This window comes from Streptomyces sp. NPDC026659, from assembly GCF_040638245.1.
In the GTDB taxonomy this organism is placed as follows: domain Bacteria; phylum Actinomycetota; class Actinomycetes; order Streptomycetales; family Streptomycetaceae; genus Streptomyces.
This window is the reverse complement of record NZ_JBEZXY010000007.1, coordinates 292,063-308,744: the sequence shown is the minus strand read 5'-3', so window position 1 is coordinate 308,744 and position 16,682 is coordinate 292,063. Positions and strand designations below refer to the sequence as shown.

At 71.9% G+C, this 16,682-nt stretch carries 16 protein-coding genes; 9 read left to right on the top strand and 7 right to left on the bottom strand.

Going from position 1 to position 16,682, the window contains the following annotated elements; all coding sequences use genetic code 11:
- Positions 1-38 precede the first annotated feature (38 nt).
- Entirely contained in the window at positions 39-764 is a 726-nt protein-coding gene (gene npdG / locus AB0E91_RS19815; protein WP_361783191.1) for an NADPH-dependent F420 reductase, read from the top strand.
- A gap of 75 nt (positions 765-839) precedes the next feature.
- The gene (locus AB0E91_RS19810) at positions 840-1,025 is read left to right on the top strand and encodes a hypothetical protein (RefSeq protein ID WP_361107641.1); all 186 of its coding nucleotides are present in this window, start codon (positions 840-842) and stop codon (positions 1,023-1,025) included.
- Here the strand turns inward: AB0E91_RS19810 and AB0E91_RS19805 are convergent.
- Positions 1,015-1,815, bottom strand: a complete 801-nt coding sequence (locus tag AB0E91_RS19805) for a site-2 protease family protein (RefSeq protein WP_361783188.1) — start codon at positions 1,813-1,815, stop codon at positions 1,015-1,017. The genes AB0E91_RS19810 and AB0E91_RS19805 overlap by 11 nt on opposite strands.
- Positions 1,816-1,984: 169 nt before the next feature.
- Between AB0E91_RS19805 and AB0E91_RS19800 the strand changes: the two genes are divergently transcribed.
- Positions 1,985-2,449, top strand: a complete 465-nt coding sequence (locus tag AB0E91_RS19800; protein ID WP_361783185.1) for a DUF6578 domain-containing protein — start codon at positions 1,985-1,987, stop codon at positions 2,447-2,449.
- The gene (locus AB0E91_RS19795; RefSeq protein ID WP_361783182.1) at positions 2,446-5,727 is read left to right on the top strand and encodes a BTAD domain-containing putative transcriptional regulator; all 3,282 of its coding nucleotides are present in this window, start codon (positions 2,446-2,448) and stop codon (positions 5,725-5,727) included. The genes AB0E91_RS19800 and AB0E91_RS19795 overlap by 4 nt, the downstream gene beginning before the upstream one ends.
- A gap of 11 nt (positions 5,728-5,738) precedes the next feature.
- On the opposite strand, the gene AB0E91_RS19790 is transcribed toward AB0E91_RS19795, so the two are convergent.
- Complete coding sequence (locus tag AB0E91_RS19790; RefSeq protein ID WP_361783179.1) at positions 5,739-6,563, bottom strand: ABC transporter permease; 825 nt, start codon at positions 6,561-6,563, stop codon at positions 5,739-5,741.
- Positions 6,560-7,591: an ATP-binding cassette domain-containing protein gene (locus AB0E91_RS19785; protein ID WP_361783176.1), complete on the bottom strand. Its 1,032-nt coding sequence runs from the start codon at positions 7,589-7,591 to the stop codon at positions 6,560-6,562. Before AB0E91_RS19785 ends, AB0E91_RS19790 begins: the two co-directional genes overlap by 4 nt.
- A 261-nt stretch (positions 7,592-7,852) precedes the next feature.
- On the opposite strand from AB0E91_RS19785, the gene AB0E91_RS19780 reads away from it, so the two are divergent.
- Entirely contained in the window at positions 7,853-8,350 is a 498-nt protein-coding gene (locus tag AB0E91_RS19780) for a hypothetical protein (RefSeq protein WP_361783173.1), read from the top strand.
- A gap of 93 nt (positions 8,351-8,443) precedes the next feature.
- On the opposite strand, the gene AB0E91_RS19775 is transcribed toward AB0E91_RS19780, so the two are convergent.
- The 3 genes from AB0E91_RS19775 to AB0E91_RS19765 all read right to left on the bottom strand — a co-directional run bounded on the left by AB0E91_RS19775 (position 8,444) and on the right by AB0E91_RS19765 (position 10,850).
- Positions 8,444-9,436 carry a helix-turn-helix domain-containing protein gene (locus AB0E91_RS19775; protein ID WP_361783170.1) on the bottom strand — a complete coding sequence of 331 codons (993 nt, stop codon included), beginning with the start codon at positions 9,434-9,436 and terminating at the stop codon, positions 8,444-8,446.
- 132 nt (positions 9,437-9,568) lie between these two features.
- Complete coding sequence (locus AB0E91_RS19770) at positions 9,569-10,012, bottom strand: ankyrin repeat domain-containing protein (protein WP_361783167.1); 444 nt, start codon at positions 10,010-10,012, stop codon at positions 9,569-9,571.
- Positions 10,013-10,184: 172 nt separating this feature from the next.
- Positions 10,185-10,850: a DUF4097 family beta strand repeat-containing protein gene (locus AB0E91_RS19765; protein WP_361783560.1), complete on the bottom strand. Its 666-nt coding sequence runs from the start codon at positions 10,848-10,850 to the stop codon at positions 10,185-10,187.
- A 246-nt stretch (positions 10,851-11,096) separates the two neighbouring features.
- Between AB0E91_RS19765 and AB0E91_RS19760 the strand changes: the two genes are divergently transcribed.
- Entirely contained in the window at positions 11,097-11,831 is a 735-nt protein-coding gene (locus AB0E91_RS19760; RefSeq protein WP_361783164.1) for a helix-turn-helix domain-containing protein, read from the top strand.
- Between the two features lie 109 nt (positions 11,832-11,940).
- On the opposite strand, the gene panB is transcribed toward AB0E91_RS19760, so the two are convergent.
- Positions 11,941-12,804, bottom strand: coding sequence for a 3-methyl-2-oxobutanoate hydroxymethyltransferase (gene panB / locus AB0E91_RS19755; protein WP_361783161.1), 864 nt, complete (start codon positions 12,802-12,804; stop codon positions 11,941-11,943).
- 219 nt (positions 12,805-13,023) lie between these two features.
- On the opposite strand from panB, the gene AB0E91_RS19750 reads away from it, so the two are divergent.
- The 3 genes from AB0E91_RS19750 to AB0E91_RS19740 all read left to right on the top strand — a co-directional run bounded on the left by AB0E91_RS19750 (position 13,024) and on the right by AB0E91_RS19740 (position 16,614).
- Complete coding sequence (locus AB0E91_RS19750) at positions 13,024-14,610, top strand: MFS transporter (protein WP_361783158.1); 1,587 nt, start codon at positions 13,024-13,026, stop codon at positions 14,608-14,610.
- A 137-nt stretch (positions 14,611-14,747) separates the two neighbouring features.
- Entirely contained in the window at positions 14,748-15,383 is a 636-nt protein-coding gene (locus AB0E91_RS19745) for a TetR/AcrR family transcriptional regulator (protein ID WP_361783155.1), read from the top strand.
- 181 nt (positions 15,384-15,564) lie between these two features.
- The gene (locus tag AB0E91_RS19740; RefSeq protein WP_361783152.1) at positions 15,565-16,614 is read left to right on the top strand and encodes an endonuclease/exonuclease/phosphatase family protein; all 1,050 of its coding nucleotides are present in this window, start codon (positions 15,565-15,567) and stop codon (positions 16,612-16,614) included.
- Positions 16,615-16,682: the final 68 nt, after the last annotated feature.

Below are 16,682 nucleotides of genomic sequence, written 5' to 3'. Positions count from 1 at the left end.
GCGGGTGCGCGAGGCCGCGCGGACGTAGAGTCGGCCCCATGACCACCAGCGACAGCGCACAGACCGCCGCCCCGACCCCCGCGAAGGCCCCGGCCAAGGACCCCTGGGACCTGCCCGACGTCTCCGGCCTGGTCGTCGGCGTCATCGGCGGCACCGGGCCGCAGGGCAAGGGGCTCGCGTACCGGCTCGCCAAGGCGGGGCAGAAGGTGATCGTCGGCTCCCGCTCCGCCGAGCGCGCCCACGCGGCCGCCGAGGAGCTGGGCCACGGTGTCGAGGGCGCGGACAACGCCGAGACCGCGCGCCGCAGCGACGTCGTGATCGTCGCCGTGCCGTGGGACGGCCACGCCGACACCCTGAAGTCGCTCCGCGAGGACCTCGCGGGCAAGCTCGTCGTGGACTGCGTCAACCCGCTCGGCTTCGACAAGCAGGGCGCCTACGCGCTCACGCCCGAGGAGGGGAGTGCCGCCCAGCAGGCCGAGGCGCTGCTCCCGGACTCCCGGGTCACCGCCGCCTTCCACCACCTCTCCGCCGTCCTCCTGGAGGACCCGGAGATCGACGAGATCGACACCGACGTGATGGTCCTCGGCGACAAGCGCGCCGACACCGACATCGTGCAGGCGCTGGCCGGGCGCATCCCCGGCATGCGCGGCGTCTTCGCCGGGCGGCTGCGCAACGCCCACCAGGTGGAGGGGCTCGTCGCCAACCTGATCTCCACCAACCGCCGCTACAAGGCGCACGCCGGGCTGCGCGTCACCGACGTCTGAGACCGGCGCCGGGCGGGGGCGGCCCATGGGGGACACTGGTGCGCGTAGCAGTGTCCCCCGACAGGAGCCGACCCCATGCCCCGCATCGCCCTCGTCACCCTCGCCGTCTGCCTCCTGGCCGTGGCCGCGGCCGTCGTCTCGTTCGTCCAGGGCAGCTGGCTCGGGATCGTCTGGGTGCTGCTCGCGGGGCTGACCTCCAACATGACCTGGTTCTACTTCAAGCGGAGCCGGGCCGGAGCCGCCAAGTCCGTCACGGGCTGACCGCGCAGTACGCCGGGGCCTCGCTCCAGAAGCGGTAGAGCCAGTAGCCGCAGTCGGAGGCCCCGTCGCTCACTCCCAGGGCGCGCAGCACGTCGTAGACCAGGTCGAAGAAGGCCGCGTTGACCGAGGGCACCCACAGCAGCGCGAAGACGAGCAACATGCCGAACTGGGCGAACGTCTCCAGCTGCCGCTTGATCCCGTACGGCAGCCACGGCTCGATCACGCCGTAGCCGTCCAGGCCCGGCACCGGCAGGAAGTTCAGGATCGCCGCGCTCACCTGGAGCAGGACGAGGAACGCCAGCGCGTACCGGAAGTCGCGCGGCACGCTGCCCGCCGCGCCCAGCCAGAACGGCGCCGCGCACACCAGCGCGAACGCCACGTTCGTCAGCGGGCCCGCCGCCGAGATCAGGCTGTGCCGCCAGCGGCCCCGGATACGGCCGCGCTCGATGAACACCGCGCCGCCGGGCAGGCCGATTCCGCCCGCGATCACGAACAGCACCGGAAGCACGATGCTCAGCAGGGCGTGCGTGTACTTCAGCGGGTTCAGCGTCAGATAGCCCTTGGCCCCGATGGAGATGTCCCCGCCGTGCAGCGCGGTGCGCGCGTGGGCGTACTCGTGCAGGCACAGCGAGACGATCCAGGCCGCCGTCACGAACAGGAACACCGCGAGCCCCGGCTTCGCGGCGAACCCGGTCCAGGTCGCCCAGCCGGTCACCGCCGCCACGGCGAGGATTCCGACGAAGACGGGACTGACCCGGCGGTCGCCGGGACGGGTCGCTGCGGTGGTCATGGGCGGCTCCTGAAGAGTGTTTACCGGGCGAAGCGGTACGGATCGGGCGGTACGGATCGGGCGGCGCGCCGCGCGGATCGGACGGACGGTCGGGTGCCCGACCGTACCCGGCCGGGACGCGCCGGGAAAACGCCTCGCCACCGGCCCCCGGTTCCGAGAGGCTGGGGGGATGGCACTGATGAAGGTCTTCTACGAGGACTGGCAGCTGGAGTGCTGCGGCGACCCCTTCTCGGTCGGCGACCGGGTCGGCTGGAACCTCGTCCCCGTGCGGAAGACCGGAGATCCGGGCCGGACCTACGGCGCCGGGTCCTGGGTGGAGAACCACGGCGGGCGCGGCCCCGCGACCGAGGGCCGGGTCCGTGCCGTCGAACTGGTCCACGTGACCTACCTGTACCGCCCGCAGGAGTCGCCCACCCACCAGCCGGTCCCCGGCGCCTGGACCCTGGAGACGGTCGACGCCTGCCCCAAGTGGTTCGCGCCCGACACCGAGGAGCCGGACCCCGTGTCCGGCGCCCTGGTCCACCGCACCTCCGGCGCCCTCGTCACCCTGGAGGTCCCGGACGGGCCCGCCGGGCCCCCGCCCCCGGCATCCCGTGCCCGCCGCCGAACCAAGCGGTCCGACCGGAGACAATGAACCCCGTGCGCTATCGGCTTCTCGGCACCACCCAGGCACTCCGCCCCGACGGCACGGCCGTCCCCGTCGGCGGGGCGCGGCTGCGTGCCCTGCTGACCGTGCTCGCGCTGCGGGCCGGGCGGACCGTACCGGCCGCCGTCCTCGTGGACGAGGTGTGGGGCGCCGACCCGCCCGCCGACGCGGCCGGAGCCCTCCAGGCCCTGATCGGCCGCCTCCGCCGCGCCCTCGGCGCCGGTGCCATCGCCTCCGCCGACGGCGGCTACCGGCTCGCCGCCGCCCCCGACGACATCGACCTCACCCGCTTCGACCGGCTCACCGCCGACGGCCTCGGCGCCCTCGCCGACGGCGACCCGGCCAAGGCCGCCGGGGTCCTCGACGACGCCCTCGCCCTCTGGCAGGGCCCGGTCGTCGCCGACCTGCCCGACCGCACCGCCGAGGCCGCCCGCTGGGAGGCGCGCCGCCTGGACGCCCTGCGCGCCCGGCACACCGCCGCCCTCGCCCTCGGCCAGGCCGAGCGCTCCCTGCCCGAGCTGGCCGCCCTGTGCGACAGCCACCCGCTGGACGAACCCCTCCAGGCGCTGCGCCTGCGCGCCCTGCGCGACGCGGGCCGCCCCGCCCAGGCACTGGCCGCCTACGAGGACGTACGACAGCTCCTCGCCGACCGGCTCGGCTCCGACCCCGGGCCCGAACTGCGCGCGCTGCACACCGAGTTGCTCACCGAGGGCGCCCCGCCGCCGCGCCCGATGCCCGCTCCGGCCGCCGCCGCGCGCCCCGCGCCGGGCAACCTGCCCGCCCGGCTCACCTCCTTCGTCGGCCGCGAGAGCGACATCGAGGCCATCGGCGCCGACCTCGCCGCCTCCCGCCTGGTCACCCTGCTCGGCCCCGGCGGCGCGGGCAAGACGCGGCTCTCCCAGGAGGCCGCCGAGGCGGTCCGGGACACCGTCCGCGACGGGGTGTGGCTCGCCGAACTCGCCCCCGTGGACGAGCCCGAGGCCGTCCCGCAGGCCGTGCTCACCGCCATCGGCGCCCGCGAGACCGTGCTGCACGGCGCGGGCGTCGAGGGCGCCCGCGCCGTCTCCGAGCGCTACGGCGACCCCGTCGAGCGCCTGGTGGAGCACTGCGCGCGGCGCCGGATGCTGCTGATCCTCGACAACTGCGAACACGTCGTGGACGCCGCCGCCCGGCTCGCCGAACGCCTCCTCGCCGCCTGCCCCGGGCTGACCGTGCTCGCCACGAGCCGCGAACCCCTGGGCGTACCGGGGGAGTTGGTGCGCCCGGTCGAGCCGCTGCCGGAGCCGGTCGCGCTACGGCTGCTCGGCCACCGGGGTGCGGCCGCCCGGCCCGGCTTCCGTATCGAGGACGACACCGAGGCGTGCGCCGAGATCTGCCTCCGTCTTGACGGGCTGCCCCTCGCGATCGAGCTGGCGGCCGCCCGGCTCAGGATGCTGACCCCGCGTCAGATCGCGGACCGGCTCGACGACCGCTTCCGCCTTCTCACCTCCGGCAGCCGCACCGTGCTGCCCCGCCAGCAGACCCTGCGTGCTGTGGTCGACTGGTCCTGGGAGTTGCTGGACGAGGACGAACGCGACGTCCTGGGGCGCCTGTCCGTCTTCGCGGGCGGCTGCGACCTCGCCGCCGCAGAGGCCGTCTGCGGACCCGTCGCCCTCGACGCGCTCGGCTCCCTGGTCGACAAGTCCCTTGTGGTGGCCACCCCTTCGGCCGACGGCGGGATGCGCTACCGGCTCCTGGAGACCGTCGCGGAGTACGCGCGCGAACGGCTGGACGAGGCCGGCGCCCGGGACGCGGCCGAGCGCGCCCACCTCACGTACTACCGCGAACTCGCCCGCACCACGGACCCGTTGCTGCGCGGCCCGGGCCAGCGCGAGGCCATCGACCTGCTCCAGCTGGAGTACGAGAACCTGCGCACGGCCTTCCGGCACGCCGTCGCCGTGGGGGACGAACAGGAGGGGCTGAGCCTGGTGCTGTCCCTGCTCTGGTACTGGCAGATGCGGGACCAGCGCCTGGAGACCCGGGCCTGGTGCGAGGACGTCATGGCACTCGGCCCCGACCCGTTCACGGAATCCGCCGAGCGGGCCCGGCCGGTGTACGCACGCTTCACGCAGGCCCCGCCGCCGTTCACCGGCGAACTCCTCGCCGAGGCGCGGCGCGGGCTGCACCTCGCCCACCTCGCCTGCCAGGACAACGACCCGGCCCTCTGGCAGGCCCCCGAGATCCAGGCCAAGCTGCGCGTCGTCACCACGGTGTACGAGCCGGGACTGCCGCAGACCTGCCGTACGCCGGGCATGCTGTGGTGGTTCGCGGAGCTGCTGACCAACGGCGCCGTACGGCTGCCCGAGATCATTGACGCCACCGTGCGCACCTCCCGGGAGACCCCGGGCTACGAGTGGGAGCTGGCGACCTCGCTCCAGATGCGCGCCAATCTGCTCGCCAACCGCTCCACCTGGGCGGGCGACGCCGCCCGCGACGCCGACGAGGCACTGGAGATCTTCCGGCGGCTCGGGGACGCCTGGGGCACCGCCGAGGCGCTGTCCGCGCGCGGCGAGGCCCATGAGCGCAAGGGCCGCAGCCGCGAGGCGGCCGCCGACTACGAGGCCGCGATGGAGTACGCGGGCCGGCTGGGCGCCCGGATGCAGATGATCGTCCTCGGCGCGCGCCTGGGCAACGTCCTCATCGAGGCGGGGGAGCGGGAGCGGGGGGAGCGGCTGCTGCGCGCGGCCATCGACAACGACGACGCCTCGCTGGACGAGTCGAAGATGATGGCCCGGATGTTCCTGGCCGTCTGGCTCGGGGTGTCCGGCGAGACGGCCGAGGCGCGCGAACAGCTCCGGGTGCTGCGCGAGGAGTTCGCGATGACCCGGTTCGGCGTCTTCGACGCCATGATCCTCGCCCAGGAAGCCTGGCTGGACGCGGTGGACGGGCAGATGGAACGGGCGCTGGAGCTGATCCGCCGCTCACTCGGAATGGTCACCGATCCCCTGGTCGACGTCGTCGTCCCGCACCTGCCCAGCCTTGCCCTCACCGTCGCCGCCAGGGCCCTGGCCCACGCCGGCGACGAGGACCGCGCGCGGGATGCCGCCCGCTGTCTGGGCGCCTCCGTGGCCCTGCTGCCCGCCGGGCACATCCGGCCCGGCGTCGAGCAGCGGGCGTGGGACCTCACCGAGGCGCGGGTCCGTGCGGCCCTGGACGAGGCGTCCTACGCGTCCGCGTACGCCGAGGGCGGTGGCCTCTCCCTCGCGGAGGCCACCGCCCTGGTGTGAGCGCGCCAAGGTCAGCTCTTGGTGCGGAACTTGTGGATCGCGACCGGCGCCATCACGGCGGTGATCGCGACCGACCAGCCCACCGTCACCCACAGGTCGTGCGTCACCGGACCGCCCACCATGAGGCCGCGCGCGGCGTCCGCGAGCGTGGACAGCGGGTTGTAGTCGGTGAACGCCTGGAGCCAGCCGGGCATCGACTTGGTCGGCGCGAAGATGGACGAGCCGAACTGGAGCGGGAACAGCACCAGGAAGCCCATCGCCTGCACCGACTGCGCGCTCTTCATCACGACGCCGAGGGTGAGGAACACCCACATGATCGAGGACGCGAAGAGCGTGGACAGGCCCACCGTGGCGAGCAGGCCGGACCAGCTGGTGATGTGGAAGCCGACCAGCACCGCCACGATCATCAGCACGACCGTCGCGAACAGCATCCGGGCCAGCTCGACCCCGATCTTGGCGAAGAGCACCGAGCCGCGGCCGATCGGCAGCGAGCGGAAACGGTCCATGACACCGCTGTTGAAGTCCTGGCTGAAGCCGGTGCCGACACCCTGCGACATCGTCATGCTCATCATCGCGAGCATGCCGGGGATGACGTACTGGACGTACTGGTCCTGACCGCCGCCCAGCGCCTTGCCGATCGAGCCGCCGAAGACGAACACGAACAGCAGCGTGAAGATGATCGGCATCAGCAGCGCGTCGAACATCGACTCCGGGTCCTGCTTGATCCAGAGCAGGTTGCGCCGGATGAGGGCGCCGGTGTGCCGGAGATGCCCGCGCAGGGTGATCCGGGAGTCGGCCGTGAGGGTGGCCGGAGCGGTGGTGGTGACGGCACTCATACGGCGACCTCTTCGCGGGTGTCGGCGTCGGCGGGCGTGGCGTCCTGCGGGGCACTGGCGCGGTGGCCGGTGAGCGAGAGGAACACCTCGTCCAGGCTGGGGAGTTCGGTGATGATGGAGGAGATGGTGATGCCGCGCGCGGTCACCGCGCCGACGACGGCGGTCAGCTGCTCGTCGCTCAGGATCGGCACCAGCAGCGTGTTGTTCTCGCGGTCCACGGTGGTGGTGGCGAGGCCGGTGATGCCCAGCTCGTCCAGCATCGTGGCGAGCGGGTTCAGCTGGAGCGGGTCCACCGGGCGGATGCGCAGGGTGCGACCGCCGACGCGGGCCTTCAGCTCGTCGATCCGACCGGCGGCGACCACCTTGCCCCGGTCCACCACGGTCAGTTCGGAGGCCAGCTGCTCGGCCTCCTCCATGTACTGGGTGGTCAGCAGCACGGTCACGCCCTCGCCGACCATCGCCTTCACCTCGTCCCACACCTCGTTGCGGGTGCGGGGGTCGAGCCCGGTGGTCGGCTCGTCCAGGAACAGCACCTGCGGGCGGCCGATCATCGAGGCGGCCAGGTCCAGGCGCCGCCGCATACCGCCGGAGTACGTCGACGCGGGGCGCTTGGCCGCCTCCGTCAGCGAGAACCGCTCCAGCAGCTCGTCGGCGCGGGCGCGGGCGTCCTTGCGGGACAGGTCGAGCAGCCGGCCGATCATGTACAGGTTCTCCCAGCCGGGGAGCTTCTCGTCCACCGAGGCGTACTGGCCGGTCAGGCCGATCACCCGGCGCAGCTGGCGGGGCTGCCGTACGACGTCGTACCCGGCGACCACCGCCTCTCCCGCGTCCGGGGTGATCAGGGTGGACAGGATGCGTACGAGGGTGGTCTTGCCCGCGCCGTTCGGCCCGAGGACACCCATCACCGTGCCCTCGTGCACGTCCAGGTCGACCCCGTCCAGGGCCTTCGTCTCGCCGTAGTGCTTGACCAGCCCCCGCACGGAGACCGTCGTCCGGCGTCCACCGGAGTTCTCATCGATTCGCGTCATGGCCATAAGGTCGCACGCCCCACTGACAATCCACCGACAGACGCCCGACAGCCCGCCGACGCCGCTGGACGCCCTCGTGTCGGCGGTGGACGCCCTTCGTATTGGCGGTGGATGCCCTCCGTATCAGCCGCCTTGATCGCGTATGCCTTGATTGCGTATGCGTCGAATGTTTCGTCCGCCCGGTGCCCACCACCCCACGATGGGGCGCGGACGGACGGCCGTTCGTTTCGCGGAGCGCGACCAGGACACGGAGGACAGTCCATGCACTTACCCCGGACCCAGCCGATACCCAGAAAGCTCGCCGGACTCGTCGCGGGGGCGGGCCTGTTGCTCGTCATGCTGCTGAGTGCGGCACCGGCGCAGGCGGCCGACTCGGCCGCCCGGCGGACCGGTTCCGTCGCGCAACAGGTGGACGGGCACGTGAACGCGGGTGTACCGGCGAACTCGCCGGTGATCTCACCGGCCGCCGAACGCATCCGGTACGTCGACGGCGACACCTACGACTGCCCGTCCGGCCGGTTGTGCGCCCGCGTGTGGGACCCGAACGCAGGCAGGTACAAGGTGTTCGACCTGTGGGCCTGTCACACCTACTCGCTGTCCTACTGGGGCGGCGGCGGTGGCTTCTACAACAACCAGACCACCGGTACGGTCGCACGGTTCTACAACCAGAGCGGCGGAGTCGTCCACAGCTCGACCGCGTACAGCGTGGCCCCCACGGGATGGAACTGGGACCCGATCTGGAAGATCAAGAACTGCTGACCCACACCGCGTCACACACCACACCACGCACCACACCCCACAGCGCCCGCCGCGCGGCCGTACTCCGGCCCGGGGCGGGCGCTTCCGCGCCTCTCACACCCCCCAGTTCCCGTTCAGCAGTGCCTCCCCCAGCCCGGTGCGCCGGTGCAGCATCCGGTGCCCGTCCCGGAACGAGCCGACCAGGCCCGCCTCCCGCAACACGGTGGCGTGGCGGCTGGCGTTGGCCGGCGACAGATGGAGGGCGGCGGCGATGCCGCTGGTGGACATCGGGCGGCCGAGCAGTTCCAGCACGCGGGCACGGGTGGGGCCCAGCAGCCGCTGCAGGCCCGGTGCGCCGCCGGACCCGGCCACCGTGAGGCAGCCCGGCGCGAGCGGAAGCGGATACACCAGTACGGGCGGGAGTTCGCGGGCGGTGAGGGCGACGGGCTGCCGGACGCAGAAGAACGACGGGACCAGGGTCAGCGGGCGGCCGTTCAGCTCCAGGCCCCGGTCGAAGGGGTAGCCGCATTCGAGGCGGCCGTCCCGCCGGGACAGCAGGTCCGGCTGGTAACTGCCCAGCAGCCCTTCCGCCCCCGCCGCGAGCGCCGAGTCGGCGCGTCTGGCCAGGTCCGCGCCGACGGCCCGGTCGATGACCGTCCTGTACGGCGCGACGGCCACCGCGTGATAGGCGCGCACCGCCCTCCCCAGTCGGCGCAGCGCCTCGCTCCCGCCCTCCGCCAGCCGCCGGGCGCCCGACGGCATCGGCCGGTCCGGGTAGAGCCGGGCCAGTTCGGACCGCAGGCGTCCGCGGGGTGTGGAGAGCACCGCGTCCAGTCCGGTGTCCGGGTCGGGGTCGCCGAGGCCGGGGGTGAGGAAGTCCGGGAAGTAGGAGGCGCACGGGTTCACCTCGATCAGCGCCCGGGTCGTCCGGATCAGCCCCGCCCGCGCGAGATCCTCGCGGACCTGTCTGCGCCAGGGGTCGAAGACGAGGGCCGCGTGCCGGTTCTGGAGCAGATGGAGGCTGAGGACCACCTCCCACATGAAGTCGCTGCCCGCCGCCACCCGCAGCCGACTGAGGTCGTCCGTGCCGAAGCCGATACGCAGCATGTCCCCACGCTCCCCGTGGTACGTCCGCCCCCAGACCTACCGTTGGGGCAGACGGACAGGCGAGGGCGGACGGTTTCGGAGGCGGCAAGAGTTGTCCGAATAGCTCTGCACGAGCGGGAGCATGCCTGTCGGCTACGGGACCGGGTGGACTTCGGTCGCTCTGTGCGTTTTCGCCGCCCTGAGAACTTCGGCGGTCTCGGAGTGCGCGCCGCGCTCCGCCCACTCCAGCGGAGACCAGCCTGTCCCTCGGTCCTCGCGCAGCTCGGGATCGGCGCCATGCGCCAACAGCTCCCGGACCGCCTCCGTGTGCCCCCAGCAGGCGACCGCGCACAACGGAGTCCCCTCCGCCCCGGCCCCGCCGCTCTCCTCATCGGGCCGAGCCCCGCCCGCCAGGAGCAACCGCACCACTTCGGCCTCTCCCTGTACTGACGCCAGGTACAGCGGAGTGGTGCCGTCGCCGTCCCTCCACCCCGGGCTCGCCCCGTTGCCCAACACCGCCTTCACACACCTGACATCACCTGCCAGGACTGCCTGGAAGAGCCGTCGGGAGAGCTTCTTGCGCTGCCGCTGTTTCATGGCCGGTGAGGCTAGCGAGGGGGGTGGATGAGGGCCACTCACATACGCGGATTCCCCGGGGCGGGCGGCCGCGCCCTCGGCGACGACCGAGGGGATCTCGATCGCGGTGAACGCGGCCGTACCGTCCGGGTGGTGCTTCTCAGGTGCTGCTTCTCAGGTGTTGCAGGCGTTCTCAGAGGCTCTGCGCGGTGATGTCGCCGTGGGCGGTGGTGGCGCGGATGTCGAGTTCGACGGTGCCGTCGTTCTTGAGGGTGTTGCTGACGCGGCCGTAGCCGGTACCGGCGTCCAGGGCGGCGGAGACGCCGGGGGCGGCGCCGACCGAGATGTCGCCGGACTGGGTGCTCAGGACGAGGGTGCCGCGCTCGGCCTCGGCGATGCGGATGTCACCCCGTGCGGTGCTGATCTCCGCGGAGCCGCTCAGCCGGCCGACCTCGACGTCGCCGTCGGTGACGGTGAGGCGGACGTTCGCGGCCTCGTCGAGCTTGATCCGGTGGTAGGCGCCGTCGAAGACGACGTCGCCGAGGCGTCCGACGCCGCGCAGTTCGGTGGCGGCGGCCTTGACCTCGACGCGGGAGCCGGCGGGCAGCTGGACGGTGACCTCCACGGAGCCGGAGGGGCCGAAGAGCTGCTTGTCGCCGGCCGGGGCGGTCACCCGCAGGACGCCGTCGGCGAAGGCGACGGTGGTCTGCTCGGCGGCCTTGGTGTCGCGGCTCTTGGAGGGGTCGGCGGGCCGGACGTCGACAGTGGCGTCGGCGCGGTCGGCGGCGATGAACTGCACGCGTCCGGCGGGGACGTCCAGGACGGCGGAGATCGGGGCGGTGGTGTCGAACTTCTGCATCATGCTCTCCCGTGTCGCTCGCTCTTTCTGACATTGGAAACGCTACGTTGCTTTCCATGTGACGACAACGGCCTTGTTGCACTCCATTGGCATTCATGCAGGTAGACGCAGGGAAAGTGTTGCAACGGTTCTGAAGTCAACGCAACGAACGTCGCGCCATCCATTGCAATGAGTGAGAAGTGAACGCTACGATGGGGGAGTTGGGCCGATCAGGGACAACTCCGAGGAACGAGCGAGGAGATCGCGATGCCGGGAGGCAGACTCACCCAGCAGGAACGCCAGCAGATCGCGCTGGGGCTGGCCGACGGCCTCCCCTACGCCGAGATCGCCCGCCGCCTCGACCGTCCGACCTCGACGGTCACGCGCGAGGTGATGCGCAACGGCGGCCCCACCGCCTACCGCGCCGACCTGGCCCACCGCGCAACCGAACGCCGCGCCCACCGGCGCAGGCCCGCCTCCCCGGGGGAGTCCCAGGCGGCCCCCCAGCCGCACGGACGCGACGCCGCGGCCGTGGTCGAGTACGAGGAGACGTTCACCACCGTCCTGATGGCCTCGGGCCTCCCCAGGATGACGGCCCGGGTGCTGACCTGCCTGTACATCTCCGACGCGGGCAGCCTCACCGCGCCCGAACTCGCCCGGCACCTCCAGGTCAGCCCGGCGTCCATCTCCAAGGCGATCGCCTTCCTGGAGAGCCAGAGCCTGGTCCGCCGGGAACGCGACGAGCGCCGCCGCGACCGCTACACCGTCGACAACGAACTCTTCTACCAGTCGACCATCGCGGCCGCCCGGTCCCACGAACTGCTCGTCAGGACCGCACGCGAAGGAGTGGCGGTCCTCGGCCGCGACACCCCCGCCGCCGCCCGCCTGGAGAACATCGCCCGCTTCCTCGACTTCCTGGGCGAAAGCATGATCCGCGCCGCCGAACAGGCCCGCGAAGTCCTCCACACCAAGCCCGCGACGGCTTCGGACGACATCCCCTGAAACGGGGGACAGCCCCTAAAACAGGGGACAGCCCCGTCGATGGGGGAAGTCGACGGGGCTGTCCTTGGTGTTTCCGCAGTGGTCCAGGTGGTGCCGGCGCGCGGTGGCGCTAGTGGACGGAGTGCTCCTCCGCCGGGAACGTGCTGCCCACGACGTCCTCCGCGAACTCCTTGGCCGCGTTGCCCATGACCTCGCGCAGGTCGGCGTACTTCTTGACGAACTTGGGCACGCGGCCCGAGGTCAGGCCGAGCATGTCGGTCCAGACGAGGACCTGGGCGTCGGTGTCGGGGCCCGCGCCGATGCCGACCGTCGGGATGTGGAGGACGCGGGTCACCTCGGCGGCGAGCTCGGCCGGGACCAGTTCGAGGACGACCGCGAAGGCGCCCGCGTCCTGGACCGACTTGGCGTCGCGGAGGAGCTGCTGGGCGGCCTCCTCGCCGCGGCCCTGGACGCGGTAGCCCATGGCGTTGACGGACTGCGGGGTGAGGCCGATGTGGGCCATCACGGGGATGCCGGCCTCGACGAGCAGCTTGATCTGCTCGTGCGAGCGCTCGCCGCCCTCCAGCTTCACCGCGCCGACCCCGGCGTCCTTGACCAGCCGGGTCGCCGAGCGCAGCGCCTGCACCGGGCCCTCCTGGTAGGAGCCGAAGGGGAGGTCGCCGACGATGAGGGCGCGGCTGGTGCCGCGTACGACGGCGGCGGAGAGCATGGTCATCTCGTCGAGGGTGACGGGCACGGTCGTCTCGTAGCCGAGATGGCAGTTGCCCGCCGAGTCGCCGACGAGGAGGACGGGGATGCCGGACTCGTCGAAGACGGACGCGGTCATCGCGTCGTAGGCGGTGAGCATGGGCCACTTCTCGCCCCGCTCCTTGGCGAGTGCGATGTCGCGGACGGTGATGCGACGGGTGCCCTTTCCTCCGTACAGCGTCTTGCCGTCGGAGGGCTTCGTCTGGGCAGCCGAGAGCTGCGTCATGGCAACGGCTCCTTACAAGTCATCTCGAGGCGCCCTTTCGGCGTCCCCGGATCGCCTCCATGGTGGCACCTCGTGCCGCACCTGGCCAGAGGGAGGTCCCCGTACAAGCCCCGTACGAGCCCCGTACAGGCCCCCGTGCAAGCCCCCGTGCGTAAGGGCTGGGTAAAGTAATTCAGATACGAGACGGTTCCGTATTGAAATGGCCCTAGGCTCGAACGCATGACAACTTCCGTCCCCGCACCCCGGATACCGGAGGCGGTGCACAAGCGCCGCTGGGCGATCCTCGGCGTGCTGATGCTGAGCCTGCTCATCGTGGTGCTCGACAACTCGATCCTGAACGTCGCCATCAAGACCATCGCCACCCCGGCGCCGACCGGCCTCGGCGCCACCCAGAGCGAGATCGAGTGGGCGATCAACTCGTACACGCTCGTCTTCGCCGGGCTGCTGTTCACCGCAGGTCTCATCGGTGACCGCCTCGGCCGCAAGAAGGTGCTGCTCGGCGGCATCACCGTGTTCGGCATCGGCTCGGCGCTGGCCGCCGAGGCGGGCTCCCCGGGCCAGCTGATCGCCTTCCGTGCGGTGATGGCTCTCGGCGCCGCCTTCGTCATGCCCGCGACCCTCGCCGTGCTGATGAACGTCTTCGAGCGCGAGGAGCAGCCCAAGGCGATCGGCATCTGGGCGGGCGGTGTCGGCCTCGGCATCGCCATCGGCCCGATCACCGGCGGCGCGCTGCTCGACCACTTCTGGTGGGGCTCGGTCTTCCTCATCAACGTGCCGATCGTGATCCTCGCCCTCGGCCTGATGCTCTGGCTGGTCCCCGACTCCCGCGACCCCAAGCCGGGCCGCCTCGACCCCGTCGGCGTGGTCCTGTCCGTGGTCGGCCTGGTGCTGCTCGTCTACGGCATCATCAAGGGCGGCGAGCTGGCCGACTTCACCGATCCCAAGGTGCTGGCCACGATCATCGCCGGTCTGGTGGTCCTCGCCGCGTTCGTGATCTTCGAGAAGCGCAGCGACCACCCCTCGCTGGACGTCACCTACTTCCGCAACAAGGTCTTCTCTGCCGCCATGAGCGCCATCGCGCTGGTCTTCTTCGCCCTCATGGGCGTCACGTTCTTCGGCGTCTTCTACACCCAGAGCGTGCGCGGCTACTCGCCGCTGGAGTCCGGTGTGCTGATGCTTCCGCTGGCCGCCGCGCAGATGATCTTCGCGCCGCGCGCCCGGCTCCTGGTCGACCGGTTCGGCAACAAGGCCACCACCACGGCGGGCCTGGTGCTGATCGCCGCCACGCTGGCCGCGTTCGCGACCTTCGAGGCCGACACGCCGATCTGGCTCCTGGAGGTCGTCTTCTTCCTCATGGGCACCGGCATGGCGCACATCATGACGCCGACCTCCGTCGTCATCATGCAGGCGCTGCCCCGCGAGAAGGCGGGCTCCGCCTCCGCGCTCAGCAACACCTTCCGCCAGGTCGGCGGCGCCCTCGGCATCGCCGTGCTCGGCTCGGTGCTCTCCGCGGCCTATCGCAACGGCATCGAGGGCAAGCTCGGCCTGCTCCCGCCCGGTCTGCGCGGCGCGGCGGGCGAGTCCATCGAGGCCACCCTCGGCATCGCCGAGAAGCTGGGCCCGCGCGGCCAGGTCCTGGTCGTCCCGGCCCACGACGCCTTCCTGCACGCCATGCACATCACCGCCCTGTGCGGTACGGGCGTCGCGCTGCTCGGCGCCGTGGTCACCGCGCTCTTCCTGCCGGGCAGGCCGCCGGCCGGGGCGCAGCAGGACAGCGAGAAGGAACTGGTCGCCGCGGCGGACTGATCACCGCGGCGGACCGATCACCGCACCGCGCGGCGGACCGATCATCGCGCCACGCATCGGGGTAGGGACGGAAGCGAGAACGGGGGAGGAGGCGGCTGCGGGAGAATTGCCGCAGCACAGCGAGAGGACGAGACGACGTGAGCCTTGCCGACAGCCGGCCCCCGCAGGCCGGCCCCGCCCGGGGCCGGCCCCGCAGCGAGGCCGTGGAACGCGCCATCCTGGAAGGCGCGATGAAGCTCCTGGAGGAGGGCGTGCCCCTCGCGGAGCTCTCCATCGAGCGCGTCGCGCGCACCGCCGGAGTCGGCAAGGCCACCATCTACCGCCGCTGGAGCGGCAAGGAGGAGCTGTTCGTCGACGTCATGCGCGCCGCCGAACCCGCCGACCCCGAGCTGCCCGGCACCTCCATGCGCGACGACCTCGTCGTCCTCCTGGAGACCCTGCGCCGCCGGGGCCTGGTCAGCCGCTCCTCGGCCATCATGCACAACGTGTTCGTCCAGGCGAAGTGCAGCCCGCGCATCTGGTCCGCCTACCAGGCCGGAGTGATAGCGCCCCGGCGGGCCCTCACGATGGAGGTGCTGCGCCGGGGGCAGCGCGAGGGCGAGCTGCGGCCGGACATCGACGTGGAACTGGCCAACGACATGTTCGTCGGCCCCATGCTGGCCCGTACCGTCCTGCGCCCCGACGCCGATCTGCCCGAGGGCCTGGCCGAGGAGATCGTCGACACGGTCCTCGCGGGCCTACGCCCCGTCAGTACGCCGCCCGAGCAGCGCTGATGTACGCGTTTCGTCACAGAACCCACGCGGAACGGCCGTAACGGAACTACCCGGCCCATCCGTTCGTCCTCGTCTTCCGAACGGCCGTCATGGGACGGCGGAACGGAGCCGTTCATCCCCTAGGGTCTAACCGGACACCGGGGGGACGACGGAGTGCACGGCAGGCAGTGAGGCAGACGGTATGGCGCAGCAGGCGTACATGACGGAGACGGACAACGACGGCTCGGGACCCGAGCGGCCGACATCCCGGCTTCGGCGCCTGGCGCACCGTCTGCTCGGCGGCTGGCGCGACGATCCGCGCATCTGGCGCCGGGGCGTCGTCACTGCCGTCCTGGCGCTGTTGCTGGCCCTCGTGATGCTGCTGCACTCGCGCATCCCCAACCGGGTGGGCAACCTCGGCAGCCTCACCGAGACCTTCCTGCCCTGGCTGGGCCTCGCGGTCCCGGTGCTGCTGCTCGTCGGCCTGCTGCGCAAGTCCGCGACCGCGCTGATCGCGGTGCTGCTCCCGGCCATCGTGTGGCTGAACCTCTTCGGCGGGCTGCTCACCGACAAGTCCGGCACCGGCGGCGACCTGGTGGTGGCCACCCACAACGTCAACGCCGACAACCCGGCCCCCGCCGCCACCGCCCGGCAGGTCGCCGCCTCCGGGGCCGATCTGCTCGCCCTGGAGGAACTGCCCGCGACCGCCGTCGCCACGTACGACCGGGCGCTGTCGGGCCAGTACCCGTACCACGCGGTGGCCGGCACCGTCGGGCTGTGGAGCAAGTACCCGATGAGCCAGGTCCACTCGGTGGACATCAAGCTCGGCTGGACGCGCGCGATGCGCGCCACCGTGGCCACGCCCGACGGGCTCGTCGCGGTGTACGTCGCCCACATGCCCTCGGTGCGGGTGAAGCTGAAGGCGGGCTTCACCGCCCGGCAGCGCGACAAGAGCGCCGACGCCCTCGGCGAGGCCATCGCGGACGAGACGCTCAAGCGGGTCGTGCTGCTGGGCGACCTCAACGGCACCATGAACGACCGCTCGCTGAACGCCGTCACCTCCCAGCTGCGCTCCACGCAGGGCGCGGCGGGCAGCGGCTTCGGGTTCAGCTGGCCGGCCTCGTTCCCGATGGCCCGGATCGACCAGATCATGGTCAAGGGCGTCGAGCCGGAGAGCTCCTGGACCCTGCCGCGCACCGACAGCGACCATCTCCCCGTGGCCGCCCGGCTCCGTCTCGACACGGAGTCCTGACCCGACTCGACACGGAGTCTTAACCCGGTTCGTACCCGCTGGAATACTGGACCTGAGAGACTTTGTTC